Annotated in this window: 20 protein-coding genes and 2 rRNA genes; 4 read left to right on the forward strand and 18 right to left on the reverse strand. The window is 50.5% G+C overall.

All coding sequences use genetic code 11. The features are described from left to right. Nucleotides 1–100: 100 nt before the first annotated feature. From J1C60_RS04635 to J1C60_RS04645, 3 genes are all read left to right on the forward strand, one after another. A 23S ribosomal RNA gene (locus J1C60_RS04635) occupies nucleotides 101–3008 on the forward strand. 99 nt (nucleotides 3009–3107) lie between these two features. Beyond that, nucleotides 3108–3223, forward strand: a 5S ribosomal RNA gene (gene rrf / locus J1C60_RS04640). 291 nt (nucleotides 3224–3514) lie between these two features. Next, nucleotides 3515–4810, forward strand: a complete 1296-nt coding sequence (locus J1C60_RS04645) for an MFS transporter (protein WP_229655815.1) — start codon at nucleotides 3515–3517, stop codon at nucleotides 4808–4810. Here J1C60_RS04645 and J1C60_RS04650 read toward each other — a convergent pair whose 3' ends face one another. From J1C60_RS04650 to trxC, 6 genes are all read right to left on the reverse strand, one after another. Then, nucleotides 4811–5131: a YfiM family lipoprotein gene (locus tag J1C60_RS04650; protein ID WP_128175823.1), complete on the reverse strand. Its 321-nt coding sequence runs from the start codon at nucleotides 5129–5131 to the stop codon at nucleotides 4811–4813. A gap of 90 nt (nucleotides 5132–5221) precedes the next feature. Further along, nucleotides 5222–6577, reverse strand: coding sequence for a CDP-diacylglycerol--serine O-phosphatidyltransferase (gene pssA / locus J1C60_RS04655; RefSeq protein WP_128176028.1), 1356 nt, complete (start codon nucleotides 6575–6577; stop codon nucleotides 5222–5224). A gap of 99 nt (nucleotides 6578–6676) precedes the next feature. Then, nucleotides 6677–9352: a bifunctional acetate--CoA ligase family protein/GNAT family N-acetyltransferase gene (locus tag J1C60_RS04665; RefSeq protein WP_128175825.1), complete on the reverse strand. Its 2676-nt coding sequence runs from the start codon at nucleotides 9350–9352 to the stop codon at nucleotides 6677–6679. Between the two features lie 296 nt (nucleotides 9353–9648). Beyond that, nucleotides 9649–9918, reverse strand: a complete 270-nt coding sequence (locus J1C60_RS04670; RefSeq protein ID WP_128175826.1) for a hypothetical protein — start codon at nucleotides 9916–9918, stop codon at nucleotides 9649–9651. Nucleotides 9919–10065: 147 nt separating this feature from the next. After that, nucleotides 10066–10761 carry a tRNA-uridine aminocarboxypropyltransferase gene (locus J1C60_RS04675; RefSeq protein WP_128175828.1) on the reverse strand — a complete coding sequence of 232 codons (696 nt, stop codon included), beginning with the start codon at nucleotides 10759–10761 and terminating at the stop codon, nucleotides 10066–10068. 216 nt (nucleotides 10762–10977) lie between these two features. Further along, complete coding sequence (gene trxC / locus J1C60_RS04680; RefSeq protein ID WP_128175830.1) at nucleotides 10978–11397, reverse strand: thioredoxin TrxC; 420 nt, start codon at nucleotides 11395–11397, stop codon at nucleotides 10978–10980. A 206-nt stretch (nucleotides 11398–11603) separates the two neighbouring features. On the opposite strand from trxC, the gene J1C60_RS04685 reads away from it, so the two are divergent. Beyond that, nucleotides 11604–12659: a tRNA/rRNA methyltransferase gene (locus J1C60_RS04685; RefSeq protein WP_128175832.1), complete on the forward strand. Its 1056-nt coding sequence runs from the start codon at nucleotides 11604–11606 to the stop codon at nucleotides 12657–12659. A gap of 62 nt (nucleotides 12660–12721) precedes the next feature. Here J1C60_RS04685 and emrB read toward each other — a convergent pair whose 3' ends face one another. From emrB to nrdI, 12 genes are all read right to left on the reverse strand, one after another. Next, on the reverse strand, nucleotides 12722–14260 hold the full coding sequence (emrB, locus tag J1C60_RS04690) for a multidrug efflux MFS transporter permease subunit EmrB (RefSeq protein ID WP_128175833.1): 1539 nt from the start codon (nucleotides 14258–14260) through the stop codon (nucleotides 12722–12724). 17 nt (nucleotides 14261–14277) lie between these two features. Then, entirely contained in the window at nucleotides 14278–15450 is a 1173-nt protein-coding gene (emrA, locus tag J1C60_RS04695) for a multidrug efflux MFS transporter periplasmic adaptor subunit EmrA (protein ID WP_128175835.1), read from the reverse strand. Nucleotides 15451–15602: 152 nt separating this feature from the next. Beyond that, the gene (mprA, locus tag J1C60_RS04700; RefSeq protein ID WP_128175836.1) at nucleotides 15603–16133 is read right to left on the reverse strand and encodes a transcriptional repressor MprA; all 531 of its coding nucleotides are present in this window, start codon (nucleotides 16131–16133) and stop codon (nucleotides 15603–15605) included. Nucleotides 16134–16221: 88 nt separating this feature from the next. Then, a complete protein-coding gene (ygaH, locus tag J1C60_RS04705) occupies nucleotides 16222–16563 on the reverse strand; it encodes an L-valine transporter subunit YgaH (RefSeq protein WP_128175838.1) in 342 nt (113 codons plus the stop codon). After that, nucleotides 16560–17300: an AzlC family ABC transporter permease gene (locus tag J1C60_RS04710; protein ID WP_128175840.1), complete on the reverse strand. Its 741-nt coding sequence runs from the start codon at nucleotides 17298–17300 to the stop codon at nucleotides 16560–16562. Before J1C60_RS04710 ends, ygaH begins: the two co-directional genes overlap by 4 nt. A 142-nt stretch (nucleotides 17301–17442) precedes the next feature. After that, entirely contained in the window at nucleotides 17443–18627 is a 1185-nt protein-coding gene (locus tag J1C60_RS04715) for an MFS transporter (protein WP_128175842.1), read from the reverse strand. Nucleotides 18628–18794: 167 nt separating this feature from the next. Continuing rightward, entirely contained in the window at nucleotides 18795–19781 is a 987-nt protein-coding gene (gene proX, locus J1C60_RS04720) for a glycine betaine/L-proline ABC transporter substrate-binding protein ProX (protein WP_128175844.1), read from the reverse strand. A gap of 151 nt (nucleotides 19782–19932) precedes the next feature. Beyond that, the gene (gene proW, locus J1C60_RS04725) at nucleotides 19933–21099 is read right to left on the reverse strand and encodes a glycine betaine/L-proline ABC transporter permease ProW (protein ID WP_128175845.1); all 1167 of its coding nucleotides are present in this window, start codon (nucleotides 21097–21099) and stop codon (nucleotides 19933–19935) included. Then, nucleotides 21092–22291, reverse strand: coding sequence for a glycine betaine/L-proline ABC transporter ATP-binding protein ProV (gene proV / locus J1C60_RS04730; RefSeq protein ID WP_128175847.1), 1200 nt, complete (start codon nucleotides 22289–22291; stop codon nucleotides 21092–21094). The genes proW and proV overlap by 8 nt, the downstream gene beginning before the upstream one ends. Before the next feature lie 397 nt (nucleotides 22292–22688). Then, nucleotides 22689–23651 (reverse strand): class 1b ribonucleoside-diphosphate reductase subunit beta, encoded by a 963-nt coding sequence (gene nrdF / locus J1C60_RS04735; protein ID WP_128175848.1) that lies wholly within the window; start codon nucleotides 23649–23651, stop codon nucleotides 22689–22691. A 69-nt stretch (nucleotides 23652–23720) separates the two neighbouring features. Beyond that, nucleotides 23721–25871, reverse strand: a complete 2151-nt coding sequence (gene nrdE, locus J1C60_RS04740; RefSeq protein ID WP_128175850.1) for a class 1b ribonucleoside-diphosphate reductase subunit alpha — start codon at nucleotides 25869–25871, stop codon at nucleotides 23721–23723. Then, nucleotides 25844–26254 carry a class Ib ribonucleoside-diphosphate reductase assembly flavoprotein NrdI gene (gene nrdI / locus J1C60_RS04745; RefSeq protein WP_128175852.1) on the reverse strand — a complete coding sequence of 137 codons (411 nt, stop codon included), beginning with the start codon at nucleotides 26252–26254 and terminating at the stop codon, nucleotides 25844–25846. Before nrdI ends, nrdE begins: the two co-directional genes overlap by 28 nt.

Genomic DNA, 26254 nt, shown 5'->3' on the forward strand with positions numbered 1-26254 from the left:
ACGTCGCGTCATTCTTCCGTAATAAAGAATGAAGGCGGTGTGTTCGAGTCTCTCAAATTATCACGACACATGTGCGTTGCAAAACGCCTGTGGGTTGTGAGGTTAAGCGACTAAGCGTACACGGTGGATGCCCTGGCAGTCAGAGGCGATGAAGGGCGTGCTAATCTGCGATAAGCGCCGGTAAGGTGATATGAACCGTTACAACCGGCGATACCCGAATGGGGAAACCCAGTGCAATCCGTTGCACTATCATGTCATGAATACATAGTGGCATGAGGCGAACCGGGGGAACTGAAACATCTAAGTACCCCGAGGAAAAGAAATCAACCGAGATTCCCCCAGTAGCGGCGAGCGAACGGGGAGGAGCCCGGAACCATCATCAGCTTGTGCATCAGTGGAAGCGTCTGGAAAGTCGCGCGACACAGGGTGAAAGCCCCGTACACGAAGATGCACCTGCTGTGAGTTCGAAGAGTAGGGCGGGACACGTGGTATCCTGTCTGAATATGGGGGGACCATCCTCCAAGGCTAAATACTCCTGACTGACCGATAGTGAACCAGTACCGTGAGGGAAAGGCGAAAAGAACCCCGGCGAGGGGAGTGAAAAAGAACCTGAAACCGTGTACGTACAAGCAGTGGGAGCCTCTTTAATGGGGTGACTGCGTACCTTTTGTATAATGGGTCAGCGACTTATATTCTGTAGCAAGGTTAACCGTATAGGGGAGCCGCAGGGAAACCGAGTCTTAACTGGGCGTTAAGTTGCAGGGTATAGACCCGAAACCCGGTGATCTAGCCATGGGCAGGTTGAAGGTTGGGTAACACTAACTGGAGGACCGAACCGACTAATGTTGAAAAATTAGCGGATGACTTGTGGCTGGGGGTGAAAGGCCAATCAAACCGGGAGATAGCTGGTTCTCCCCGAAAGCTATTTAGGTAGCGCCTCGTGAACTCATCTCCGGGGGTAGAGCACTGTTTCGGCTAGGGGGCCATCCCGGCTTACCAACCCGATGCAAACTGCGAATACCGGAGAATGTTATCACGGGAGACACACGGCGGGTGCTAACGTCCGTCGTGAAGAGGGAAACAACCCAGACCGCCAGCTAAGGTCCCAAAGTCATGGTTAAGTGGGAAACGATGTGGGAAGGCCCAGACAGCCAGGATGTTGGCTTAGAAGCAGCCATCATTTAAAGAAAGCGTAATAGCTCACTGGTCGAGTCGGCCTGCGCGGAAGATGTAACGGGGCTAAACCATGCACCGAAGCTGCGGCAGCGACGCTTATGCGTTGTTGGGTAGGGGAGCGTTCTGTAAGCCGTTGAAGGTGGCCTGTGAGGGTTGCTGGAGGTATCAGAAGTGCGAATGCTGACATAAGTAACGATAAAGCGGGTGAAAAGCCCGCTCGCCGGAAGACCAAGGGTTCCTGTCCAACGTTAATCGGGGCAGGGTGAGTCGACCCCTAAGGCGAGGCCGAAAGGCGTAGTCGATGGGAAACGGGTTAATATTCCCGTACTTGGTGTTACTGCGAAGGGGGGACGGAGAAGGCTATGTTAGCCGGGCGACGGTTGTCCCGGTTTAAGCGTGTAGGCTTGCATCCCAGGCAAATCCGGGGTGCTTTAAGGCTGAGGCGTGATGACGAGGCACTACGGTGCTGAAGTAACAAATGCCCTGCTTCCGGGAAAAGCCTCTAAGCTCCAGGTAACACTGAATCGTACCCCAAACCGACACAGGTGGTCAGGTAGAGAATACCAAGGCGCTTGAGAGAACTCGGGTGAAGGAACTAGGCAAAATGGTGCCGTAACTTCGGGAGAAGGCACGCTGGCGCGTAGGTGAAGGGACTTGCTCCCGGAGCTGAAGCCAGTCGAAGATACCAGCTGGCTGCAACTGTTTATTAAAAACACAGCACTGTGCAAACACGAAAGTGGACGTATACGGTGTGACGCCTGCCCGGTGCCGGAAGGTTAATTGATGGGGTTATCCGCAAGGAGAAGCTCTTGATCGAAGCCCCGGTAAACGGCGGCCGTAACTATAACGGTCCTAAGGTAGCGAAATTCCTTGTCGGGTAAGTTCCGACCTGCACGAATGGCGTAATGATGGCCAGGCTGTCTCCACCCGAGACTCAGTGAAATTGAACTCGCTGTGAAGATGCAGTGTACCCGCGGCAAGACGGAAAGACCCCGTGAACCTTTACTACAGCTTGACACTGAACATTGAGCCTTGATGTGTAGGATAGGTGGGAGGCTTTGAAGCGTGGACGCCAGTCTGCGTGGAGCCGACCTTGAAATACCACCCTTTAACGTTTGATGTTCTAACGTAGGCCCGTTATCCGGGCTGCGGACAGTGTCTGGTGGGTAGTTTGACTGGGGCGGTCTCCTCCTAAAGCGTAACGGAGGAGCACGAAGGTCAGCTAATCACGGTCGGACATCGTGAGGTTAGTGCAATGGCATAAGCTGGCTTGACTGCGAGAGTGACGGCTCGAGCAGGTGCGAAAGCAGGTCATAGTGATCCGGTGGTTCTGAATGGAAGGGCCATCGCTCAACGGATAAAAGGTACTCCGGGGATAACAGGCTGATACCGCCCAAGAGTTCATATCGACGGCGGTGTTTGGCACCTCGATGTCGGCTCATCACATCCTGGGGCTGAAGTAGGTCCCAAGGGTACGGCTGTTCGCCGTTTAAAGTGGTACGCGAGCTGGGTTTAGAACGTCGTGAGACAGTTCGGTCCCTATCTGCCGTGGGCGCTGGAAGACTGAGAGGGGTTGCTCCTAGTACGAGAGGACCGGAGTGAACGCACCACTGGTGTTCGGGTTGTCATGCCAATGGCATTGCCCGGTAGCTAAGTGCGGAAAAGATAAGCGCTGAAAGCATCTAAGCGCGAAACTTGCCTCGAGATGAGTCTTCCCTGACTCCTTGAGAGTCCTGAAGGGACGTTGAAGACGACGACGTTGATAGGCCGGGTGTGTAAGCGCAGCGATGCGTTGAGCTAACCGGTACTAATGACCCGTGAGGCTTAACCTTACAACGCCAGAGGCGTTTTGGTAGAGAGACGATAAGATTTTCGGCTTGTAAACGGATAAAGAATCAGTGGCGCAGAATGAGCGTCACGAAAAGAATTTGCCTGGCGGCACTAGCGCGGTGGTCCCACCTGACCCCATGCCGAACTCAGAAGTGAAACGCCGTAGCGCCGATGGTAGTGTGGGGTCTCCCCATGCGAGAGTAGGGAACTGCCAGGCATCAAATAAAGAAAGAAGCCTCCTGCGAAAGCGGGGGGCTTTTTTTTGTTTTTGGCCCCTGAGTTAACCGCGGGGAATGCCACCTCCCCCCTCCGAGCACGCCATAATTGTTACGGCTCACATGCTGATTATTCTCTCCGTTTTCATCGCCTTACTTCCCTAAATGCAACTTACCTCACAAAATACAACGGCTAATCATAAAAGATTTTCTTAACATTCAGAGGAAGTGTTTTACTACCACGTTGGCGATTTTCATCACAAGGAAATGGAGAAGTCATTAAGATGGCTAATATGATCACTGAACAAGAGAGTAAAATGTTAGAGCAAGACACGGATACCAAAAAACGTATTTGGGCTATTGTTGGCGCATCGTCAGGGAACCTGGTCGAGTGGTTTGATTTTTATGTGTATTCATTCTGCTCACTCTATTTTGCACATATTTTTTTCCCATCCGGAAATACCACAACACAATTGGTTCAAACTGCAGGTGTCTTTGCCGCCGGCTTTTTAATGCGACCGATCGGGGGCTGGCTCTTTGGTTACATTGCCGATAAGCATGGACGGAAAAAATCCATGCTTATTTCGGTATGCATGATGTGCTTCGGGTCGCTGATTATTGCCTGTTTACCGGGTTATACCACATTAGGAATCTGGGCTCCTGTTATGTTGCTCCTGGCTCGGCTTTTTCAGGGGCTCTCAGTAGGGGGCGAATATGGTACTAGCGCCACCTATATGAGTGAAGTGGCGATAGAAGGGCGTAAAGGTTTCTATGCCTCTTTCCAATATGTGACATTAATCGGTGGGCAACTGCTGGCACTGTTAACGGTAGTCATTCTGCAGCACGTACTATCGGATGACGATCTACGTACGTGGGGATGGCGCATACCTTTTGCTCTGGGAGCCGTATTGGCCGTTGTTGCGTTATTTCTACGTCGCTCTTTGAATGAAACTTCCGACCGCAGTGTACGCCAGCATGAAGACGCAGGAAGCCTGCGAGGATTATGGAAGCATAAACGTGCCTTTATTATGGTCGTGGGCTTCACCGCCGGTGGCTCGCTGAGTTTTTATACTTTCACAACCTACATGCAGAAGTACCTGGTAAATACTTCCGGGATGGATGCGAAAACTGCGAGTGGCTTAATGACGGCTGCACTATTCGTTTTTATGCTGATCCAGCCGATCATCGGAGCCTTATCCGATAAAATTGGTCGCCGCAGCTCAATGCTAATTTTTGGGGGATGCGCTACTCTGTTAACGGTACCGATACTGACAATCCTGCAAAGTGTACACAGTACTTGGCTTGCTTTCTCTTTGGTGATGCTTGCCCTGCTGATGATCAGTTTTTATACCTCAATCGGTGGGATCCTGAAGGCTGAGATGTTTCCCCCTGAAGTGCGTGCGTTAGGTGTCGGACTTTCCTATGCGCTGGCAAATGCTATTTTTGGTGGTTCTTCGGAGTACGTTGCGCTATCCCTTAAAGCGGCAGGCAATGAAACGATATTTTTCTGGTATGTATCCGGCATGGGTGCCATTGCCTTTCTGGTCTCGTTGATGCTACACCGCAGGGGGAAAGGGATTAAACTCTGATTAGTGCCCCAAATTCCATAATGCGTAGCCGGTGGCTGCACCGGCTACATCCCAGGTCAAATCTTTCCAGCTCCAGCCGCTTCCTGCGGCGCGACTGTCGTACAGCTCTTTTGTTGCCCCCAGACTAATGGAAAAGAGCAAACCAAAACTGTTGCTGTGGGTTTCGCTCCAATGCTGTTTTTGACCGTATTCATTACCGGCTGCAGAAAGCATGGCTGATGCGATAAAATGTTGAGCTTTATCCTGCCCGGTCCAGTTATCTTGTGCCTGGTGGCTACAACCGGAGCAAAGCAGTAAAGAAACAAGCAGCAATTTAACCATTTTACACCCGATAGAAAACCGAACATCGACCATGTACGTCAAGCTGCATCTGTCCACCTCAGTTACGCAGTGGGTATCTGCCTGCAACTGTCACAGGATGCGACTAATTAACCTGTCAATCCGGATACGACGCAAACGCCGGATTAATTTACGTACTTTAACGGGATAGTCCGCGATACTTTCAAGGTCGCGAAAATGTTTAACTACTTTGGTATGGGTACGAATCAACTGTAGCTCACGTTCACGCTGTTCAGCCAACTGTTGTAAAGGATCGTGAATTAATACCGCATTCTCCAGATCAAGGCGCCATGCACGAGGATTCAGGTTATTACCGGTAATCAGCATCCACTCATCATCAACCCACATCCCTTTGAGGTGATAGCTGTTTTCACCATCTTTCCATAGACGTACCGTCAACTGGCCTGCGGTCACGTAGTATTGCAGACGGCTAAGAAAGCGTCGCAGGTTAATTTCATAGAGGTAAGGTAGCGCTCCAATAATTTTGAAAGGCTGATCCTCTGGGATATAAAAATCGTTAGCGGTTTTATCACCAATGATGATCTCAACCTCTTTACCCCGACGAAGTAGCCAAATGATGTTGCGTACCAGAATGGCTGGAAGGTTAAAGTAGGGCGTACACAGTGTTAACTTTCGCTCTGCGCAAGGCATAAGATGATAGATAGTTTTATTCAACAGGCTGTGTTTGCCTAATCCAACCAAAGGGGTCACCGCCAGTTCTTCGTTACTGGCACTGCCTTGAAATTCATAATCAAAACCACGCAAATCCTGGCGAAACTGGCGTGTTTCGTTTTTTATTTCCGGACTTTTGGGGCGCTCATATTGATCAAGACGGTGTACGGCCTCAGCGGATTTCAGGTTTTTATCAATCCACTTAACCATCGTGTCTGAAAGTTGGCGGTTTGTCAGAAGCTGATACCGGTCGTAGCGGTACTTGTCATGCTGATGCAAATAGACATCGTTGATACTCGCCCCGCTATAAAGCAACGTGTCATCAATAATAAACCCTTTAAGGTGAAGGACGCCCAGCGCTTCCCGAGTATTGACCGGAATACCATAAACAGGAATCGGGTACTCAGGGTTGGCACAGGCTATCTCACAATACCAGTCTGCATTCGTAGCCGATACCGCAGCGCCAATACGTCCGCGTTGAGCACGATGCCAGTCAACCAACACGCTGATATCCAGTTCGGGCCGGGCACGTTTAGCATCATAAAGTGCGGACATCACGCTACGGCCAGCATCATCGTTTTCCAGATAAAGTGCGACGATACAAATACGGCGCTTAGCGCCGCTAATTTTTTCAAGTAGCGTTTTACGGAAATCAGCCGGCGTAAACAGCGTTGTCACATCAGCAACTGGTTGAGGCAGTTTTGGCAGTTGTGCAAGGTGTTGTTGGTGTTTATTGCGCTTAAATTTAGACAACATCACAGTGCGCTTCTTCTCTATTCATTAATTAGGCTTTTGCCGATAAATCATAATTCTAACCGCGGATCTTATCATCAACGAGACCGGAAGGCGTTACTTTTACCTTTCTGTACAAGGTTGATTGATGGTTTTATCCAGCGGTAAAGTCAGGCTCACGATACCTTCTTCGAATTGGACATCAACATTGAAGCCGAGTTTTCGGGCCAGCATAATCATTCCCCGATTGCCTGGCATGGTGATGCCATTAAGCTGCAACAAGCCATGCTCACGGGTATAAACAATCATTTTTTCCAGAAGTCGGCGACCTAAACCTAAACCTTTCAAATCGGAGCGCACCAGTACGGAGAATTCGGCATCGGTATTATCTGCATCAGAGATTGCGCGGGTTACGCCGATGATCTCCATTTCTCCGTTATGTTCACGAACCGCAACGATAGCCATTTCACGATCGTAATCGATCTGTGTCATGTTGGCTAAGTCATCATGCGTAAACTCATTGATTTCGCTAAAATAACGGTAGTAGAGATCCTCTTTGGTCACCCTGGCAATAAACCGTTTAAGTAACGGTTCATCCTCAGGCAGAATCGGGCGAAACAGACAGTGCGCTCCATCTTTCATTTCAACCTGTTCTTCAAGGGCATGAGGATAGGGACGGATAGCCAGCCGAGTTTCGGCATTACCAGAGAACGGAGCTAGCTGCATTGTCACGTCCAGCAAGGTAAATTCACTGCCGACCGCCAGTAATGGATGAATATCGAGCCGATGAATTTCAGGGCAGTCGATGATCAGGTTTGAGACCTGAACCAAGACCTGACTGATGCCGGTAACATCTAACGGGGCTAAAACGCTTCGGTTACGAATTTTGCCGCTTTTTATTGCCTGTATCACCAGATAGCGAGCCAGTGTCATATTCAACGGGGGGAGAGCCACTGCAGCCTGGCTGTCAGCATGCCACTCGACGCCGCCTTCACCCAGCATAATCACGGGCCCAAAGAGTGGGTCCTGTTCAACCACGATACGTAATTCCTGCGCGCCCGCGCGATTGGCCATACTTTGCACCAGCAGACCATGAATACGCGCCTGTGGCCATGCAAACTTAACGCGATCGATAATGGCATCTGCCGCCTGCTGAACTTCGCTGGCCGTTCGCAGATATAGCATAACGCCCTGAACTTCTGATTTATGAGGAATATCCGGGGAACGTAGTTTTAACGCGACAGGGTAGCCAATTTGTCCGGCAATATGTACCGCTTCGACGCTGTCATTGGCAATCCACGTAGGCAGAGTACAAAGCCCGTAAGCCTGAAGGATCGCCTGAAGTTCATGGGTATCCAGCGACGTTACGCCATCATTTAATGCTTGCCGAATGAGTTGATGCGCATGCGCAGTATCCTGCTGAAGCGTCACCGGAAGCGCTGGCGTTTCACGAAGCTGCTTCTGATTACGTCGATACTCAACCATATGCATAAATGCCGTTATCGATCCTTCGGGTGTACGGTAAGTAGGAATGCCTGCATCACTAAAAGCCCGACGCGCCTCCAGAGAAGAAAACTCACCGCACCAGTTGGTGAGGATGGTAACAATATTGCCACGTGGGTGTTGCTTAATGGTTTCAATAATCTGTTGTGCTGTCACGGTTGCCGGTGCTACGGCACTTGGCGCGTGGACGATCATTAGAGCATCAATATCGTGGCTATTAAGAAGCAGCTCAATTGTTTTCTGGTAGCGTCCTGCGGAAGCATCATCTTTTAAATCAAGCGGGTTAGAGGGAAGAATATTTTCAGGCAGCAGTGCTCGCAGTGTTGTCTGAATGTCCGGACTTAATGTAGCCAACTTGCCATTACGCGCATCCAGCGCATCCAGCGCTAGCGCTGCAGGCGCCGCACCATTGCTGATGATCATCAGGCGCTCGCCGCGCAGCGGGCGCATATGGCTAAGGGTTTCCACTGCGGAGAAGAGTTCATGGGTATCCTGTACGCGTAGCAGTCCGGCGCGCTGGATTGCCGCATCCCAGGTGGCATCAAGGCCAGCATGCGTTCTGAGTAACGTCTGTGCACGGCTACTGCGTCCACTTTTAATCACCAGTATTGGTTTATTACGTGAGGCGCTTCGTGAGGCAGAAACAAAACGTCGTGCATCACTGAGATGTTCAAGATAAAGCAAAATAGCACTGGTTTTTCCATCCCGAGCCAGGAAATCCAGCAGATCATCAACGTCGATATCAAGGCTATCACCTAGGGCAATAAACCAAGAGAACCCCAGTTGGCGCTGCTGTGCCCAGTCAAGAATCGTATTGGAGACGGCAGATGACTGCGAGATAAACGCCAGCTTACCTTTCTGAATCGGGACAGGGGAGAAACTGGCATTCAGACCTTGCCATGGGGCCAGTAACCCAAGACTATTTGGCCCCAGCAGACGAATTTGCCATTTACTTGCGCACGTTTTTAGCGCGTTGAGTTGTTCCTCCGGGGCTGAAAGTATAATACAGGCTTTGCAGCCTCGTTCGCCAAGCTGTTGCAACAGCTCCAGATTACGACTCGCGTTAGTGCAAATCACGGCTAAATCAGGAGATAGCGGTAGGCTGGCGATATCTGGCCATGCCAGTACGCCGCAGACGGCTTTATATTTAGGATTAACTGGAAGAATCGGACCGTTGAAATTTCCCGCCAACAGGTTGCGCATCATCAGATAGCCTGCGCGTTCCGTCTTTATTGATGCCCCAATCACTGCAATGGATTTAGGACGTAACAGCGCTTCCAATCCGCGTTGGCTCATTTCTCACTCCCGATGAAGTTATCATCGTTTGATTCTAATGATTTTCCACTTTTTTTGTTGTGTGCCGGGAATAATTAATTGGGTTTAACGTGAAAATTGACAAATTGGGGTAGCAACAAGATTCTTTGCGGGATACAGGCAGCGCAAAGGAACAGTATGTGGAACAGTAATTTATTACAGTTATAGGCCATGTTCAGCGTGAAGGAATACAGGACGACGCTACCGGCCTCGCCCAGTTCTTTCTGTTGTCGTCAGGTTGTCATCAATTTGAAGAATGCCGATTTTCTTTGCTCGCTTTACTTTATCTGGCTAGTGCTGAGCCTGTCTTCAACAGTATTAATCAAATCTTTTACTCGCCGGAGACATTCGGGATTGCAGGTTCCGTCAACATTGTCAGGTTTGATATAAAGGGGGAATTGTGTATTTGACACCGCTCGATTATCAGTACCCGCTTTTAAAGAGGGGTGTTCCATATTGGTGACCTTCCAGTGAACTGTTGGATCAGTAAGGGGGGCAAGGGCATCAAATGCTTGTCCAACGTGTTTAGGATCGACACTGATGTGCATTTATCCCCTGTAAAACGGCTTGTGCCATCATCCTTGCCACGCTTGACGTGTATGAAAACGTCGTTGGGCGTGTGTGATACTCTCCAGCCAGCCAGCCAGGCTGGGCGCCCTCCACTTATGGTGCCAGCCTGAACGAAAAAAGAAGGACTAATCTATTCCGGGAGACGGTTGATGGCTGGGATGATGCGGTTTTCCGGCAAGATAGCGTTCGCGAAATAGCGAAAAATGTTTGGTCAGCGCCATTGCGGCAGCGGTATCACCCGCCTGGTCCAGCAGGGCGGAAGCTACTTCAGCCGTGCAGTGTTGTCCTACACCATGGGCTTCACGCAGCGTATAGTTTGAGGGAACGGTAACCTTCAGGGACATGATTGGCAGCTTATCCAGCCACGGGCTTTTACGAAACATCTTCCGTGCTTCGGTCCAGGTTCCATCCAGCAAAATAAATAGCGGCGGCTTACCGGTTGTCGGGGGGGAATTAAGCACCTGACGTTCGGGATCCGCATAGGATTCCGGAAAAACGACCACTGGCTGATAACGCTTATCCTGTACGGCGGCAAGCAGGGCGGGATCGGGGTTTGTACGTGACCAGCCAAAGGCTAAGGTTTCCGGCAAAATATCGGCGATTAGTCGCCCGGTATTGCTCGGTTTCATAGGTTCAGTATCAAACATCACCAGACAGAAACGACTGCGTGCGTGCTGGGGTACAAGCGTCGCGCAAAGACAATTTTTCTGGGGCAAAAGACAGCGCTGGCAACGTACAGTACGGTTTCCCCGGGCCAGAAAAGGGCGAGTGGCACGAGCAAGGCGCTCGGCACGCAGGCGCAGGACGGCATTTTCAGTCATAGATGAGATCACAAAGGCGGTTATATCAACGATCAGGGCAAGGTAACGTACTTGTTATTACCCCCACAATGGCGGCCAGTGTAGCCGAATCGTCAGTGAGACACCCGATATACTTAGCCTTGTCAGAGGGTAAGTGGCCACTATTAAGACATTCTCACTGATACTGGTTGCCCGGGTATGCTGAATGGAACAGGGGGAGAATTCCCCCTACCGTAATTAAAGTGTTTCATCCAGCCATTCATTAAATGGTGCTTTGGGCATTGCGCCACTGAGCATATCGACCATCTGCCCCTGTTTAAAGACCATAATGGTAGGGATACTGCGAATGCGAAAGCGCGAACTCAGCGTCGGTTCGGCTTCGGTATCCACTTTAATAAAACGGACTTTTCCTCGTCGCTCCTTTGCCACATCTTTATAAATAGGGGCGAAGTTGACGCAAGGGCCGCACCAAGGTGCCCAGAAATCGACGACGACAGGCAGATCGTCTTGCAGATATTTATCCAGCGTAGCCGAGGTCGCATTAATGACCTCGCCCTCGAACAGCTCATGCCCGCAGCGCCCGCATTTTGCGCCATCATTGATACGCTCTTCCGGAACGCGATTCGTTGCCTGACATGATGAACAAACCGTATTCATGAATCACCTCAGAGATAAGTTGCTGGTAAGCGTTTACTCATTTTGCTCACCATTTCGTAACGGTAATTATCGAATGGCCCATCGTTATCAACAACGCGGAATACTCAATGGGTATAATAGTTAATAGCTTTTGGTGGAAGTTAATAGCTTAGCGTGGGCACATCAGGTAATCTGCGCGCTTCGCGCTCAGCCAGGTGGAGGAAAAGATGAACGACGAATTTAAAGGTAAAAGCGGCAAAGTCAAAGTGATGTATGTCCGCGGTGATGACGAGAATGACAAGCGTGGACAAAATCCACGTACCGGTAAAGGTGGCCGACCGGCCGCGTCTTCTCGTCAGGATGGCAATCGTCGTCCTTCCAGAAATGCTGATGATAAGCCTCGCGGCGGGCGTGATAACGGTCGTAACGATAAAGGCTATACAGATTCACCATGGCGGACGGTGTCCCGGGCTCCTGCATCGCAAGAAGAAACCCGGCCGGATCACGGTGGAATTAGCGGTAAGAGCTATATCGATCCAGAACAGCTGCGTCGTCAGCGTATGGAAGAAACGCGAGTATATGGTGAGAATGCCTGTCAGGCACTGTTTCAGAGCCGGCCGGACTGTATTGTGCGGGCATGGTTCGTACAGAGCGTCACGCCACGTTTTCGTGAAGCATTAAAATGGATGGCGGCAAATCGCAAAGCCTATCACGTGGTTGATGAAGCGGAGCTGGCAAAAGCATCCGGGACAGAACACCATGGCGGCGTATGTTTCCTGATTAAAAAGCGTATGGGAATGCCGGTTGCTGAATGGCTGACGAACGCGGATGCAAAAGATTGTGTACTGGCGCTGGAAGATATCGGTAACCCGCATAATCTTGGTGGTATCATGCGCAGCTGCGCCCACTTTGGTGTGAAAGGCTTGCTGGTGGACGATGCTTCGCTGCTGGAGTCTGGGGCAGCTGTACGTACGGCGGAAGGCGGTGCTGAACATGTGCAGGCCATTAGCGGCGAAAGCTTTGTGGCAGGGCTTGATGCTTTCCGTAAAGCGGGCTACACCATTGTTACCACCTCCAGCCATAAAGGTACGCCGTTAGCGAAAGCGGAACTGCCGGCAAAAATGGTGCTGGTGCTGGGCCAGGAGCGCGACGGGCTTTCCGATAGTGCGTGGCAGAAAGGCGATCTCAGCGTTTCAATTGGTGGAACCGGTAATGTTGAAAGCCTGAATGTGTCGGTGGCGACCGGCGTGCTTTTGGCTGAATGGTGGCGTCAAAACCAGTAATCATTTGGTTACTTGATGCTATTGTGAAAACGGGCTTGCGCCCGTTTTTTTATATCTGCAGATCAGTGGGCGCCGCCCCCGCCGCCAGGACCCGCGCCAAAAGGTGGGCGGGCGAACCAAATCACAATCAGCAGCACCAGGAACACCGCCGCTGACGCCCAGAAGATCTCATTGGCTGATATAATCAGCCCCTGATTGGTAATCTGCTGTGCGATCCAGGCAGAAGCCTGCTGCTGCGTCATGCCGAGTTGCTCCAACTGGCGATACATCTCCTGCGAATTAACGTTATAAGGCGTAATTGATTCGCTTAAATAACTGTGGTGCATTGATTCGCGATTAGTCCACATTGTTGTGGTAATCGAAGTACCGATCGAACCAGCCAATGTACGAGTGAAGTTCGATAAACTGGAAGCCGCCGCCAGCCGTTCAGGCGGCAGACCTGAGAGCGTAATTGTCGTCAATGGCATAAAGAAGCAAGCTACCGCAAAACCCTGAATAAACTGCGGCCATGCCGAAGTGCCAAAGTCCATGCCTGGCTCGAAGGTATAAGCTCGCCAGTAGAAGCAGACGGCGTACATAATGAAACTGAACGTGACCAACCGCCTCATATCCAGTTTGTGGGCGAAACGGCCGATGATCGGTGACAAAATAACCGGGATAATGCCAACCGGAGCCGATGCCAAACCCGCCCAAGTAGCAGTATAACCGTAGACCTCCTGCAATAACTGCGGCAGCAGAACAATGGAGCCGAAGTAAAGCATATAGGCCAGGCTGATAGAAACGCAGCCGATGGTGAAATTTCGCGATTTAAAGAGCGAAAGATCGACGATAGGATGGTCGTCCGTTAGCTCCCAGATCAGCAGCGCCAACAAAGCAATCACGGCAATAACCGTGAGCACGATGATTTCCGTCGAATTAAACCAGTCGAGTTCTTTACCCTGATCGAGCATAACCTGTAAGCAGCCGACCCCAAGAACCAAAAGGACCAGACCAACGGTATCAATCGGCTGGATTGCGGTTTTGGTTTCTCTGTTTCGCAACGTTTGCAATGTTAGCATCACGACGACGACACCAATCGGCACATTGATGAAGAAAATCCATCCCCAGTGATAATTGTCACTGATCCAGCCTCCAAGAATGGGGCCGCATATGGGCGCCACGATCACCGTCATCGCCCAGAGTGAAAGGGCGATGCTGCGCTTGGCCGGAGGGTAATTACTCAGTAACAGACTTTGCGACAGTGGAATTAGTGGACCGGCCACTACCCCCTGAATCACGCGAAAAAAGATAAGCATACTCAGACTGTCTGATATACCGCACAGCCATGATGCTACTGCAAAGGCGGCCGTTGACCACAGAAACAGTTTCACTTCACCCACACGCTTGGCCAACCAGCCGGTAATCGGGATCGAAATGGCGTTTGCCACGCCAAACGACGTGATTACCCACGTACCCTGTGAGTTTGAAGCGCCAAGATTGCCCGCAATCGTTGGGATCGCCACGTTAGCGATGGTAGAATCCAGCACCTGCATGAATGTCGCCAGTGAAAGCGCGATAGTCATCAGAACGAGTTGAGCGCCCTCAAGCGGTTTTTGTGCCATAACAGCCTCCCGCTTCTTTATTCCGCATTGGCGCGGATGATATCGGCGATCATCTGATTAACCGGTGCTAAGTCCAGTGCCAACGCGTCGCTCTCATAAGCAGGCGACTGCCGCACGCTGTTGGCAAGCACCATGCCATCTTTATTGGCAGTGTCGACGTTAACCAGTGTAGAAAGGCCAATACGCAGTGGATGTTTCTCAACTTCTTTAGGATCCAGTTCAATACGAACCGGTAAACGCTGCACAACTTTGATCCAGTTCCCCGTGGCGTTTTGCGCAGGAAGTAATGAAAAGGCGCTACCGGTTCCCATATCAAGTCCGACGACTTTCCCGTGAAACACGACATCATCGCCGTAGATATCGCTGACGACCGTGGCGGATTGACCAATGCGAACCTGAGCAAGCTGAGTCTCTTTGAAGTTCGCATCTACCCACAGATTATTGGCGGGTACGATGGCTAACAGCGGCGTAGAAGAGGTGATTTGCGAACCAACTTGCACGCTACGGCGTGATACAAAACCGTCTACCGGACTGACGATTTCAGTACGCTGCAGTGCCAGCCACGCATCACGCAGTTCGGCTGCACTCTGTTTTACGGCCGGCTGGTTTTCCAGTGAGGTGCTCAGAATCATGGCCTGGTTAGCATTGTACTGCTGTACGGCAACATCAAGTTGTGCTTTAGCCGTTGCGACAGCATCGCGCGCGTGTTGCAGCTCTTCACGACCAATCAGATTGGATGCACCCAATGGAATCCGACGGTTCAGGTCAGCCTGTGCCTGAGCCAGCGCTGTTTTTTGCAATTCGATGGTGGCTTGATACTGCTTACCGTTAATCATTAACTGATGAGTTTGGCGCACGCTAGTGGCGAGTGCAGTCTGCGCTTTTTCAAAGGCTTGCTCAGCATCGGTTTTATCCAGCGTCACCAGTACATCGCCTTTTTTTACGAAATCAGTGTTGTCGAACCACACTTTATTCACGCTGCCAGATACCTGGGCCATAACTTGCGCCTGATTACCTGCAACATAGGCATCGTCCGTTTCCTGGTAATGACGCAGAACTAAAAACCAGTAAACAAGATAGACAATGCCAATCAGAACACACACCACAGCGAGAAGAGTTAACGCGATTTTGCGTTTTTTCTTTTTATTTACTGGCTGCTGCGGGTTTTGTATCTCCGCATTTGCACTCATGGTTTTCTCCACGTTTTTCATATGTCAGGGGATACACACATCCTTGTATGAAGGGCCCTGGGCCTAAAATGCCAGCGTTTTTAGCGCTGGCATGGATAAATGGGGGGCTAAAATAGCGGTTTTCTTCGGTGATTTTGTCGCAGATGTTGCTATTAACGGGAAAGAGAGGCAATCACCTGCTCTTCATCCATCTGATCAAGACGATTCAATAACTTACGTGTAATGCCTTCCAACTGCGTTTTTTCCGTAGCACTCAGTGAAGACCACAGGTGCTGCAGGCTTTGGTGCTGTGGCGGCAGCAGCTGACGCAGAAACTCGTTACCTTTTTCTGTCAGTTGCAGATACAGGCAGCGACGATCGTTGTTACTTTCGCGACGCTCGATCCAGCCGCGTTTTTCCAGCTCATCAGCAATACGGGTTGCATTGGTGCGCGATGAACCCAGTGCAGAACTTAATTCAGAAGGCTGGATACTGTGGTCTTCCTGGGCATCCAGCGTAATCAATGCCATAAACAGCGTCTCGTTAATCCCTTGAGCTTTCAGCATTTTATTGCGATTTTCCAACAGCTTTCCCTGCATATGCATACACAGACGCGTCAGCATGATCTCCTGGAGCGGAAAATCCTTCTGGCGATTAGCGCGGAAATTCAGCATCTGTTCAATGGGAGTAAACGAACTTTCCATCTTAGGGGAACCTCATTAGTGTTAACTGGTATAGTAGCGATGATGATTTGTTCAGTGTGAATTTTTCCCATCCGCGTTGTTGCTACGGTCACGAAGCCATCATCAATAATTTCCAGGTTACTCCATAACCCAGGGCACTCAGCAGCGTTGAGAAAATGATGCTGCGGGTTTTGTAGAACGTGAGATATAACAGACCAAAGCCCACCAGAGTGGGAAGTAAACGTCCGTGATTGAGCAGAATATCGGGAACGCTGGAAACTACCAGCAGTGCGCAAATGGACGCAATCCCAATACTGTCGAGCAGTAAAGCCGTCATGCCCCTCCTGACGGAGGCTGAAGTTTTTGCTGTGCTGAGTCGTAGCGGTAGATAGCGAAACAGAAAGTTTACCGTACCGACTAGTAGCCCCAGCGCTAAAACCTGAGTATTCATGATTTATGGCCTTGCTTACGCGGCGGAATCAGCGAGGCAAGGCAGCCAGCAACAATACCGGACAGAATCGCCGCGGGAATAGAGAATAATGTCAGGCCCAGCAAGGCTCCTGCCAGCGCAGCCGCGACGGTATAGCCCTGTCGGCGCTGAAATGACGCCAGCAGGAAGCTGAGAAACAACGCGGGCAGCATAAAGGAAAGCGCGGCTTCAATGGCTGGATACTTATCAAGTAAACCGTTACCTGACCAGGCCCCCAGCGCTGTGCCGGCAACCCATGAAATCCATGCACTGCAGGCAATACCGAGCATCCAGTTCTCACTCCAGCGATGGCCGGAGCGATAGAGTTTGGCTGTTGCGGCGGCGAACACTTCATCCGTCAGCCCAAAAGCCCAAAAGGGAGTCTTGCGTGGGCTAAGGCGATGGGTAATACGCTGGCGAAGCGAAGGTCCATAAAGCACGTGGCGGATATCCATCGCCATGACCGTCAGCGCAGCAACCCACAACGAGGCGCCCGCGCTCAACAGTGCTGTAATGACAAACTGGCTGGCGCCAGCATAAATAATGCATGAGAAAAAGAGCGCTTCCAGTGGGCGAAAACCGAGCTTAGTCGCGTTGAGGCCGAAGGCAAAAGCAACAGGCACATAGCTCATGACGATAGGAAGACTGTCAAAAATCCCCTCGCGCAGCGTTGCCTGCCGATCGTCAGTGACCACCAGCACAGAATTATGCTCAGCCATGACGTTTGGTCTCTTTCCGATCTCTAATTAATTGCATCCGTAAAAATAACCAGCCTGAATAAGTCACACTCAACCATACCAGAGTGTGTAAATGCTTAATACCCTAACGGACCTGAAAATACCTCAATTTACTATTTGCAGGCTAATTACTGCGATCTTCATAATGAAAGCAACGCCACCAACTGGCGAGATTAAGTAAACTGACGATTGCCCCCGTGCCACACACACCGTACCAACCTGCATATTGAAATGCCGCAGCGGAAGCCAGTGAGCCGAGTGCGCCACCTATAAAGTAGCTAGTCATATAGCCTGAAGTCAGGCGGTTTCGCGCTTCCGGCTGATGCCGATAAATTACGCTCTGATTAGTAATGTGCACTGCCTGTACGGCTAAATCGAGCAGAATAATCCCAACAATTAATGCGCTCAGTGAGTCGGTGCCAGCGGCTGTAATCCCCCACGAGATGAACATAAGCAACAACCCACCAGTGGTGGTCAGGCGCGCTTTGCCTTTATCCGCTAATGCACCGGCCTGGCGCGCGGCAAGTGCACCTGCCGCACCGACCAAGCCCAACAGACCAATTTTACCTTCAGAATAACTATAAGGCGGTGCAGCCAGCAAAAAAGCCATAGAGGTCCAGAGCACGCTAAAATTAGCGAAAGAAAGACTTCCGAGAACGGCGCGACTGCGTAAGATGCGGTTAGCAGCAAACAGTTTAAAAATTGAACTCAGTAACTGAGGGTAACTCAGCACCACTGACTGCTTATAACGCGGGAGATAGTGCCATAGCGCCAATGACATCAATATCATAAGGCCACTGGCAACCCAATATACGGTGCGCCAACCGCCAATCTGAGCCAGGCCACCGGCCACCGTTCTTGCCAGCAAAATCCCGAGCAGCAGCCCACTCATGATCGTACCAATCACCTTGCCGCGTTTCTCTGGCGCGGCAAGCGTTGCTGCCAGCGGCACCAGCATCTGCGCTACTACGGAAAATAAGCCGGTCAGGGCGGTGCCAATCAGTAGCATGCTCAGCGATGAGGAAAGGGCGATCATAATCATGCCTGCCGTCGCACATAAACTCATTCCAACGATGAGACCACGGCGTTCCAGCCTGTCACCAAGCGGCACAAGTAGCAATAAACCCACGGCATAACTGAGCTGGGCAGTGGTGACGATGAAACCAGCAAGGTTTACTGAAAGGTCAAACGTGCGGGCTATAGTATTCAGCAAAGGTTGGACATAATAATTGCTTGCCACAGACAGGCCGGTGGCAATCGACATTAAGGCCACCAATGCGGGACTGATGCCTTTGGGGGCAGAATTCATAAGCAGTAAGCAACGTTGATAAATAGGTTAGGCTAATAGTAACTTAAAAAATTATTAACATGTTATGGCAAATAGCTGAATTACGCGGTAACCAGTGATGAAAGAAACAAAAAAGGGCTGCGAGCAGCCCTTCGGTAATTCAGGCACAACGCGCCGGAGAGGCGGGCTTATTGCATGGCGTCCGAAATCCATTTATCAAATGTTGCCTGATGTGCTTTAATCCAGCCATCCACGTGGCGGTTAATATCGGCTTCCGAGGATTCTCCCTGGTGCATCCGGGAATTTTGCGCATTGATATCCGCGATAGGCAACTTCATCCCGGCAAATAGCTTAGCGGCAGCGGGGTTTTTTTCTGCCCATGCTTTATTCGCGACGATATGCATGCTGTTAACTGGGAAGCCGTAGTTTGCGCCGTTTGGCAATTTGGTATCGAGGCCTTTCTGTTCGCCAGGCATCGAAGAGAAAGGCACCTGCAGCCAAACCGTATCTTTGCCCGGAATGAGTACATCACTGACCCAATAAGGTGTCCAGGTGTAATACAGAATTGGTTTGCCTTCTTTGTAACGGGTAATGGTATCGGCGATCATCGCGGAATAATTCCCTTGATTATGCTCGACGGTATTACTCAGACCATAAGCCTGAAGATGGTGATTAATGACCGCTTCACAACCCCAACCAGGTGTACAGCCGGTTAGGTCAGCTTTGCCATCGCCGTTGGTATCAAACAGTTTCGCTAGTTTTGGATCCTTCAGCTGATCGATGCTGGTAATGTGATATTTTTCAGCGGTTTTTTTATCGATAAGATAGCCCTGTGCAGCACCTTCAACATAACGCCCCGCGCGATAAAACTTTTGCTCACCGCCAGCAGCTTTATACATATCGTCATGCAGGGGATCCCAGTTAACGGCGGTAAAAGTGGCGTCGCCTGAGGCGATAGAGGTGTAGCCGACGTTATAATCAACCTCGCCAGGAGCGTCGACGGTATAGCCCATTTTTTCCAGCGCGCGACTGACAAGCAGCGTCTGGAATGTCTCTTCAGAAATGGTACTTTGCACGGGTTTTACCGTGATGCCTTTGCCGGGCAGGTCCGCTGCGGAGACCTGTGCCGCGGCCAGGACGGTTAAGGTTGCTGCTAAAATGACTGTTTTATGCATAGTGATTCCTTATAAGCGTTTATACACATCTTACCCGTCATACTTCACGCTGCCGGTTTGCTGGCTGCGTTTGCTTTCGTGATAACACGTCTATCGCGTCGGGTCGTTTGTGGCGACAACTAGCGCCACGATGCACGTGGCGGCAGAGAAATCATTTCTTGATGAAAGGGCGAACCAGTAATCCAATCGGGCCGGTGACGTACCAGCGGCGCGGCCCACGGCTGCGGCGATCTCGTCCCAGGGATTGCGTCAGGCGGTCAAGGATAATGGCGAGAATAACGATACCGACGCCGCCGACGGTCGCTAAGCCCATATCAAGACGGCCGATGCCACGCAGTACCATCTGTCCCAGGCCGCCGACGGCGATCATCGAAGCGATAACCACCATCGAGAGTGCCAGCATCAGCGTTTGGTTAACTCCAGCCATAATGGTGGGCATTGCCAGCGGCAACTGAACTTTAAACAGCATTTGACGAGGATTGGCACCGAATGACTCGGCTGCTTCGATCAAATCAGCAGGCACCTGCTTAATTCCCAAAATGGTCAGGCGAACAATGGGAGGTAACGCAAAAATAATAGTGACCACCACGCCGGGCACGTTACCGATACCAAACAACATCACGATCGGCACCAGATAGACGAACGCGGGCGTCGTTTGCATTGCATCCAGTAAGGGTCTGATCACTTTTGCAGCACGTTCGCTCCTCGCCAGCCAAATGCCGAGCGGCAGGCCGATAACGATGCAGAACAGTAGGGCCGTCAGTACCAACGCCAGTGTGACCATTGCCTGTGACCATGCACCAATGGCGCCGATGGCAACCAGCGAAATCAGGGTAGCGATACCCATACCTAAGCTGGAAAGCTGCCAGGCGATTAGTGCGAATATGACAATCGCCACGGGTGCAGGCATGCCCAGCAGCAATTGTTGAAAGGCGCCAAGGATATAATCCACCGGTACGCGAATGCCCTGGAACACCGGACGAAAATGCGAAACTACCCAGTCGATACCGTGGGTCACCCAGCTATCAAGCGGAATAAGTGTCTTATGAAAGGGATCCAGGATGTTGAAATGTTCGGCCTGCGGTGCAGGAGCGCTGCTCAGCCAGTCACTTCCGTTCGCTGCTGCATCATGGCCGCCTCCGTCTGGTGTGGGAGAACTCCATGCATTGCCCGCATCGCTGCCGCCTGACCCACTCTCCGCGGGTGCCGCGGACCAGGGATCGCTGCTGCTTGCCGCTTGGGCGTTATCGTTGGAGGGGGGCGTGCTTGTTGCTTGCGATGAAGCGGAATCCCATGGATTGGCCGTTTGCTTACTCACTGGTTGCCCCCTCGCGATCTAATGCCCGTAACAATGTACTTTTTGAAATGATGCCGATGTATTGATTCTCTTCGCCAACAATTGGCACCGCACACGCGGCCTGTGCAACATGGGTGAGCAGTTCATTCAGTGAGGTGTCGCCAGGCACGGCGGCAGGGGATTCCAGTAACGCCGCATCCAGTCCTTCTCCCGCCGCCAGTGCGGTTTTCAGGGAGTCAGTTGAGACAATGCCAATAAATTTTTGGCGTTCCAGCACGTAGCCGTATTCACGATCGGCATCTTGCAACAGTTTAATTGCGGAACGCGGGCCAAAGCCGGGCGCTTTGCGGATCAGCGCGTCTGCGCTGCGCCGGGCGATATCTTTTGCACTAAAGACATGGCTAATATCAACGCCGCGGAAGAAAGTACGAACATAATCGTTAGCCGGGTTATTCAGGATCTCATCTGGAGTGCCCACCTGCACCACCTCACCGCCCTGCATAATGGCAATGCGATCGCCGATGCGCATGGCTTCATCTAAATCATGGGAGATAAATACGATGGTACGCTGATGGCGCGATTGCAGTTTGACTAATTCATCCTGCATTTCGGTTCGGATTAAAGGATCAAGTGCAGAGAAGGCTTCATCCATCAATAATATATCTGGATTAATCGCCAGTGCGCGTGCTAATCCAACGCGCTGACGCATGCCACCAGAAAGTTCGTCAGGATAGGCATGGGCATAATTATCCAGACCGACCTGACGTAATGCGTCCAGTGCTTTTTCCTGACGTTCCTGTAGTGGAATTCCGGCTAACTCCATACCAAATGCTGCATTATTGAGTACGGTCATGTGTGGCATAAGTGCAAAAGATTGAAACACCATGCTAACTTTATTTCGACGCACTTCGCGCAATTCACTATCAGATATTTTTGCGATGTCGATGCCATCAATAATAACCTGCCCGCGAGTAGGTTCAATCAGACGATTGAGAAGGCGGACCATGGTTGATTTACCGGAACCCGATAAGCCCATGATGACGAATATCTCGCCTTCTTCAATGGCCAGACTGGCATCTTTAACCCCGAGAGAGAGTCCTGTTTTCTCGAGAAGCGCCTCCTTACTGATTCCTTTTTCAATGTGCCTGAAAGCACGTTCGGGGTTTTCTCCAAAAATTTTATATAAATTTTTAACTTCTAATTTGATTGCCATGAAATAATTAACTTCCTGGTTGAGTGGTTAATTTTCTTATATTTCTTCTTTTGCCTTGGTTAAATAAAATCGGTTTATACCCTATCACACTGAGATTATCTGACAACCCTTGCGCTGTGTATGGAGAATCATGTCCGAGCTAAGAGGGTTGTAAAATGCCAGTAAAGATAAGGGATGGGCGCGGATAGTGGATGAAAAAATGAGACGTCATTTAAATCAGAATTATCCTGTTTGTAGGGGAATTGTCATTGATAGTGAAGAGAATATTTTCGCTGAATTTTGCGAAATAAATACGATGTTATTGAATAAATAAAATGTGTTATTGTTTGATATAAAGACGATTACTGAAAATTAAATTGAAATAGGAGGCATCGCCAGGATGCCATCCATTGAATGGCTAAAAGTTCCAGTCATCGTCTTCGGTATCGACCGCTTTTCCCATCACATAAGAGGACCCTGAACCGGAGAAAAAGTCGTGATTTTCATCCGCATTTGGCGAAAGGGCGGAGAGAATCGCCGGGTTTACCGCGGTCATTTCTGCGGGAAACAGCGCCTCATACCCCAGATTCATCAGCGCTTTATTGGCGTTATAGTGCAGGAAGGTTTTTACCTCCTCGCTCCAGCCAACGTCGTTGTACAGTGCCTCGGTATACATGACTTCGTTTTCATAGAGTGTGAGCAGCAGGTCAACCGCGAATTGTTGCAGCTCTTCTCGACGGCTATCGCTCTCTTTTTTCAATGCTTGCTGAAATTTATAGCCAATATAATAACCATGAACGGCCTCGTCGCGGATAATCAGCCGAATGAGATCGGCGGTATTGGTTAGCTTGCCGCGGCTGGACCAGTACATCGGTAGCCAGAAACCGGAATAGAACAAAAAAGACTCCAGAAAGACGCTGGCGATTTTCTTCTTCAATGGGTCGTCAGCAGCATAATGGGCAAGAATGATATCGGCTTTTTGTTGTAAAGCGGGATTATCTTCACTCCATGCATACGCGGCATCTACATCGCTGGTGTGGCATAGCGTAGAAAAAATTGAACTATAGGAACGCGCATGCACCGCTTCCATAAAGCAGATATTGGACATCACTGCTTCTTCATGAGGTGTCTGTGCGTCAGCCATTAGCGCAGGCGCACCCAAGGCATTCTGGATGGTATCCAGCAGAGTCAGGCCAGTAAAGACGCGAATGGTCAATTGCTTTTCCCGATCGCTCAGGCTGTTCCAGGCCGGCAGATCATTAGATAGCGGAATTTTTTCAGGGAGCCAGAAATTGGCCGTTAACCGATTCCACACTTCAAGATCTTTATCATCCTGAATGTGGTTCCAGTTAATAGCAACTACGCGCTTAAGTTGAGTCATGGTTTTATCACTCGGGAAACAGTCTCCTTCTTCAGGCGTAAGCAGAAGTGGAGAGAATAAAAGGGAGATTTACAATGCGCATGAAACGCAGCCCTGCACCTCAGTACCTTCCAGCGCCATTTGTCGCAGGCGGATGTAATACAGCGTCTTAATGCCTTTCTTCCAGGCATAAATCTGAGCTTTATTGATGTCGCGTGTGGTGGCGGTATCACGAAAGAAAAGCGTTAACGACAGTCCCTGATCGACGTGCCGCGTGGCCTCTGCATAGGTATCAATTATCGCTTCGGGGCCAATATCGTACGCATCCTGATAGAGCGACTGATTATCATTGTTCATAAAGGGAGCAGGATAGTAGACGCGGCCCGTTTTCCCCTCTTTACGAATTTCAATGCGTGACACAATCGGATGGATGCTCGACGTCGCATGGTTGATATAAGAGATAGAGCCAGTTGGCGGTATCGCCTGCAAATTTTGATTGTATAAACCGTGTTGTATTACGGCATCGCGCAACTCCCGCCATGCCTGCTGGTCTGGAATAACGATACCTGCGTTGGCAAACAGTGCAGCAACCTGGGGCGTACGCGGAAACCAGTGGTGGTCGATATAGTGGTCAAAATATTCCCCGCTGGCGTAACGTGAATCCTTAAAGCCAGCAAAGGTTTGCTGGCGTTCCTGTGCCAGTCGATTCGATGTTCTTAACGCGTAATAGGTAATGCAATAGAAATAGATATTGGTGAAATCCAGCCCGGCTTCTGAACCATAGGCAATCCCCTCCCGCGCCAGGTAACCGTGCAGGTTCATCTGCCCTAAACCGATAGCATGCGACTGTGCATTTCCTGCCTCAATGGAGGGAACTGAATGGATGTGGCTCATATCAGAAACCGCTGTCAGACCACGCACCGCAATGTCCACCGTGCGGGCGAAATCGTCTGAGTCCATGGCATGGGCGATATTGAGTGAGCCGAGGTTGCAGGAAATATCTTTACCGATGTGGCGATAACTGAGGTCATCATGATATTCGGTTGGTGAATTGACCTGCAGGATTTCTGAACAAAGGTTGCTCATATTGATCCGGCCTTTAATCGGGTTAGCGCGATTAACCGTATCTTCGAACATAATGTAGGGATAACCCGACTCGAACTGAATCTCTGCCAGCGTCTGAAAAAACTCGCGTGGGTTAATAAATGTTTTGCGAATGCGATCGTCTGCCAGCATGACATCATACTTTTCACTCACGCTAATATCGGCAAACGGCACGCCGTACAGGCGCTCGACATCGTAAGGTGAAAACAGCGCCATCGGCTGATTGGCCTTGGCCAGCTGGAATGTAATATCCGGGATCACCACTCCCAGCGAGAGTGTCTTAATACGAATTTTTTCGTCGGCATTTTCGCGTTTGGTGTCAAGGAAACGAAAAATATCTGGATGATGGGCATGCAGATAGACTGCTCCCGCCCCCTGACGCGCGCCGAGCTGGTTAGCATAGGAAAACGCATCTTCCAGCATTTTCATCACGGGGATCACGCCTGATGATTGATTCTCGATACGCTTGATGGGGGCGCCCGCTTCACGCAGGTTGGAGAGTAAAAAGGATACGCCACCACCGCGTTTTGACAACTGCAACGCCGAATTCACCGAACGGCCTATCGATTCCATATTATCTTCTATGCGTAACAGGAAGCAGGAAACCAACTCGCCACGTTGTTGTTTACCTCCGTTCAGAAAGGTCGGTGTCGCGGGTTGGAAGCGGCCAGTCAGCATCTCTTCCATCAGCGACGTTGCCAGGTGCGTATCGCCTTGTGCCAGCGTTAGTGCGACCATGCAGACGCGATCGGCAAAATCCTCAAGGTAGCGCTTGCCGTCGAACGTTTTCAGGGTGTAGCTGGTGTAAAATTTATAAGCGCCAAGGAAGGTTTGAAAGCGAAAACGATACTCCTTGGCCTGCTGAAACAGGGCGCTAATAAAATCGAATGTGTAGCGGTTGAGGATCTCTGCTTCATAATATCCTTCAGAAACCAGATAGCGCAGGCGCTCAGCGATCGAGTCAAACACCACGCTGTTGGGGATCACATGCTGCAAATAAAATTGGCGCGTTGCTTCGCGATCTTTATCAAACTGGATATTGCCGCCAGCATCATAGAGGTTAAGCATTGCATTGAGCGCGTGATAATCAAGTGCGGTAGATGCAGGCTTTAAGCGTGTACTTTCTGTCGTTGCCAAAATTGGGTTACTCCCGATTTTATCTTTGCAATCTCTTCCGGGGTTCCGAGCAGCTCAAAACGATAGAGGCAGGGAACCTGACATTTTTGCGCAATGATGTCGCCCGCTTTGCAGAAGGCATCACCAAAATTACGATTACCGGCTGCGATTACGCCCCGTATTAACCCGCGATTGACTTCATCGTTCAGAAAGCCGATGACTTGTTTAGGCACCGCTCCCCGAGCTGAGCCGCCACCGTAACTCGGCACGATCAAAATATAAGGGAGCCCGGCTCGAATGGTCTGAGCAGGATCCAGGGGAATACGCTGTGCGGGTAAGCCCAACCGCATGACAAAGCGGTGCGTATTTTCTGACTGGCTGGAAAAGTAGACCAGGGGAAACAT

The sequence above is a fragment of the [Pantoea] beijingensis genome, assembly GCF_022647505.1.
GTDB classification, from domain to species: domain Bacteria; phylum Pseudomonadota; class Gammaproteobacteria; order Enterobacterales; family Enterobacteriaceae; genus Erwinia; species Erwinia beijingensis.

Excerpts from the sequence above, each read along its gene's own strand:
- emrB (WP_128175833.1), bottom strand. The coding sequence starts at position 14,260 with ATGGCACAAAAACCGCTTGAGGGCGCTCAACTCGTTCTGATGACTATC.
- proX (WP_128175844.1), bottom strand. The coding sequence starts at position 19,781 with ATGCATAAAACAGTCATTTTAGCAGCAACCTTAACCGTCCTGGCCGCG.
- pssA (WP_128176028.1), bottom strand. The coding sequence starts at position 6,577 with ATGTTGTCTAAATTTAAGCGCAATAAACACCAACAACACCTTGCACAA.
- J1C60_RS04670 (WP_128175826.1), bottom strand. The coding sequence starts at position 9,918 with ATGCACATCAGTGTCGATCCTAAACACGTTGGACAAGCATTTGATGCC.
- trxC (WP_128175830.1), bottom strand. The coding sequence starts at position 11,397 with ATGAATACGGTTTGTTCATCATGTCAGGCAACGAATCGCGTTCCGGAA.
- ygaH (WP_128175838.1), bottom strand. The coding sequence starts at position 16,563 with ATGAATACTCAGGTTTTAGCGCTGGGGCTACTAGTCGGTACGGTAAAC.
- J1C60_RS04645 (WP_229655815.1), top strand. The coding sequence starts at position 3,515 with ATGATCACTGAACAAGAGAGTAAAATGTTAGAGCAAGACACGGATACC.
- emrA (WP_128175835.1), bottom strand. The coding sequence starts at position 15,450 with ATGAGTGCAAATGCGGAGATACAAAACCCGCAGCAGCCAGTAAATAAA.
- J1C60_RS04665 (WP_128175825.1), bottom strand. The coding sequence starts at position 9,352 with ATGAGCCAACGCGGATTGGAAGCGCTGTTACGTCCTAAATCCATTGCA.
- J1C60_RS04715 (WP_128175842.1), bottom strand. The coding sequence starts at position 18,627 with ATGAATTCTGCCCCCAAAGGCATCAGTCCCGCATTGGTGGCCTTAATG.
- J1C60_RS04650 (WP_128175823.1), bottom strand. The coding sequence starts at position 5,131 with ATGGTTAAATTGCTGCTTGTTTCTTTACTGCTTTGCTCCGGTTGTAGC.
- nrdI (WP_128175852.1), bottom strand. The coding sequence starts at position 26,254 with ATGTTTCCCCTGGTCTACTTTTCCAGCCAGTCAGAAAATACGCACCGC.
- mprA (WP_128175836.1), bottom strand. The coding sequence starts at position 16,133 with ATGGAAAGTTCGTTTACTCCCATTGAACAGATGCTGAATTTCCGCGCT.
- J1C60_RS04685 (WP_128175832.1), top strand. The coding sequence starts at position 11,604 with ATGAACGACGAATTTAAAGGTAAAAGCGGCAAAGTCAAAGTGATGTAT.
- proV (WP_128175847.1), bottom strand. The coding sequence starts at position 22,291 with ATGGCAATCAAATTAGAAGTTAAAAATTTATATAAAATTTTTGGAGAA.
- J1C60_RS04675 (WP_128175828.1), bottom strand. The coding sequence starts at position 10,761 with ATGACTGAAAATGCCGTCCTGCGCCTGCGTGCCGAGCGCCTTGCTCGT.
- nrdF (WP_128175848.1), bottom strand. The coding sequence starts at position 23,651 with ATGACTCAACTTAAGCGCGTAGTTGCTATTAACTGGAACCACATTCAG.
- J1C60_RS04710 (WP_128175840.1), bottom strand. The coding sequence starts at position 17,300 with ATGGCTGAGCATAATTCTGTGCTGGTGGTCACTGACGATCGGCAGGCA.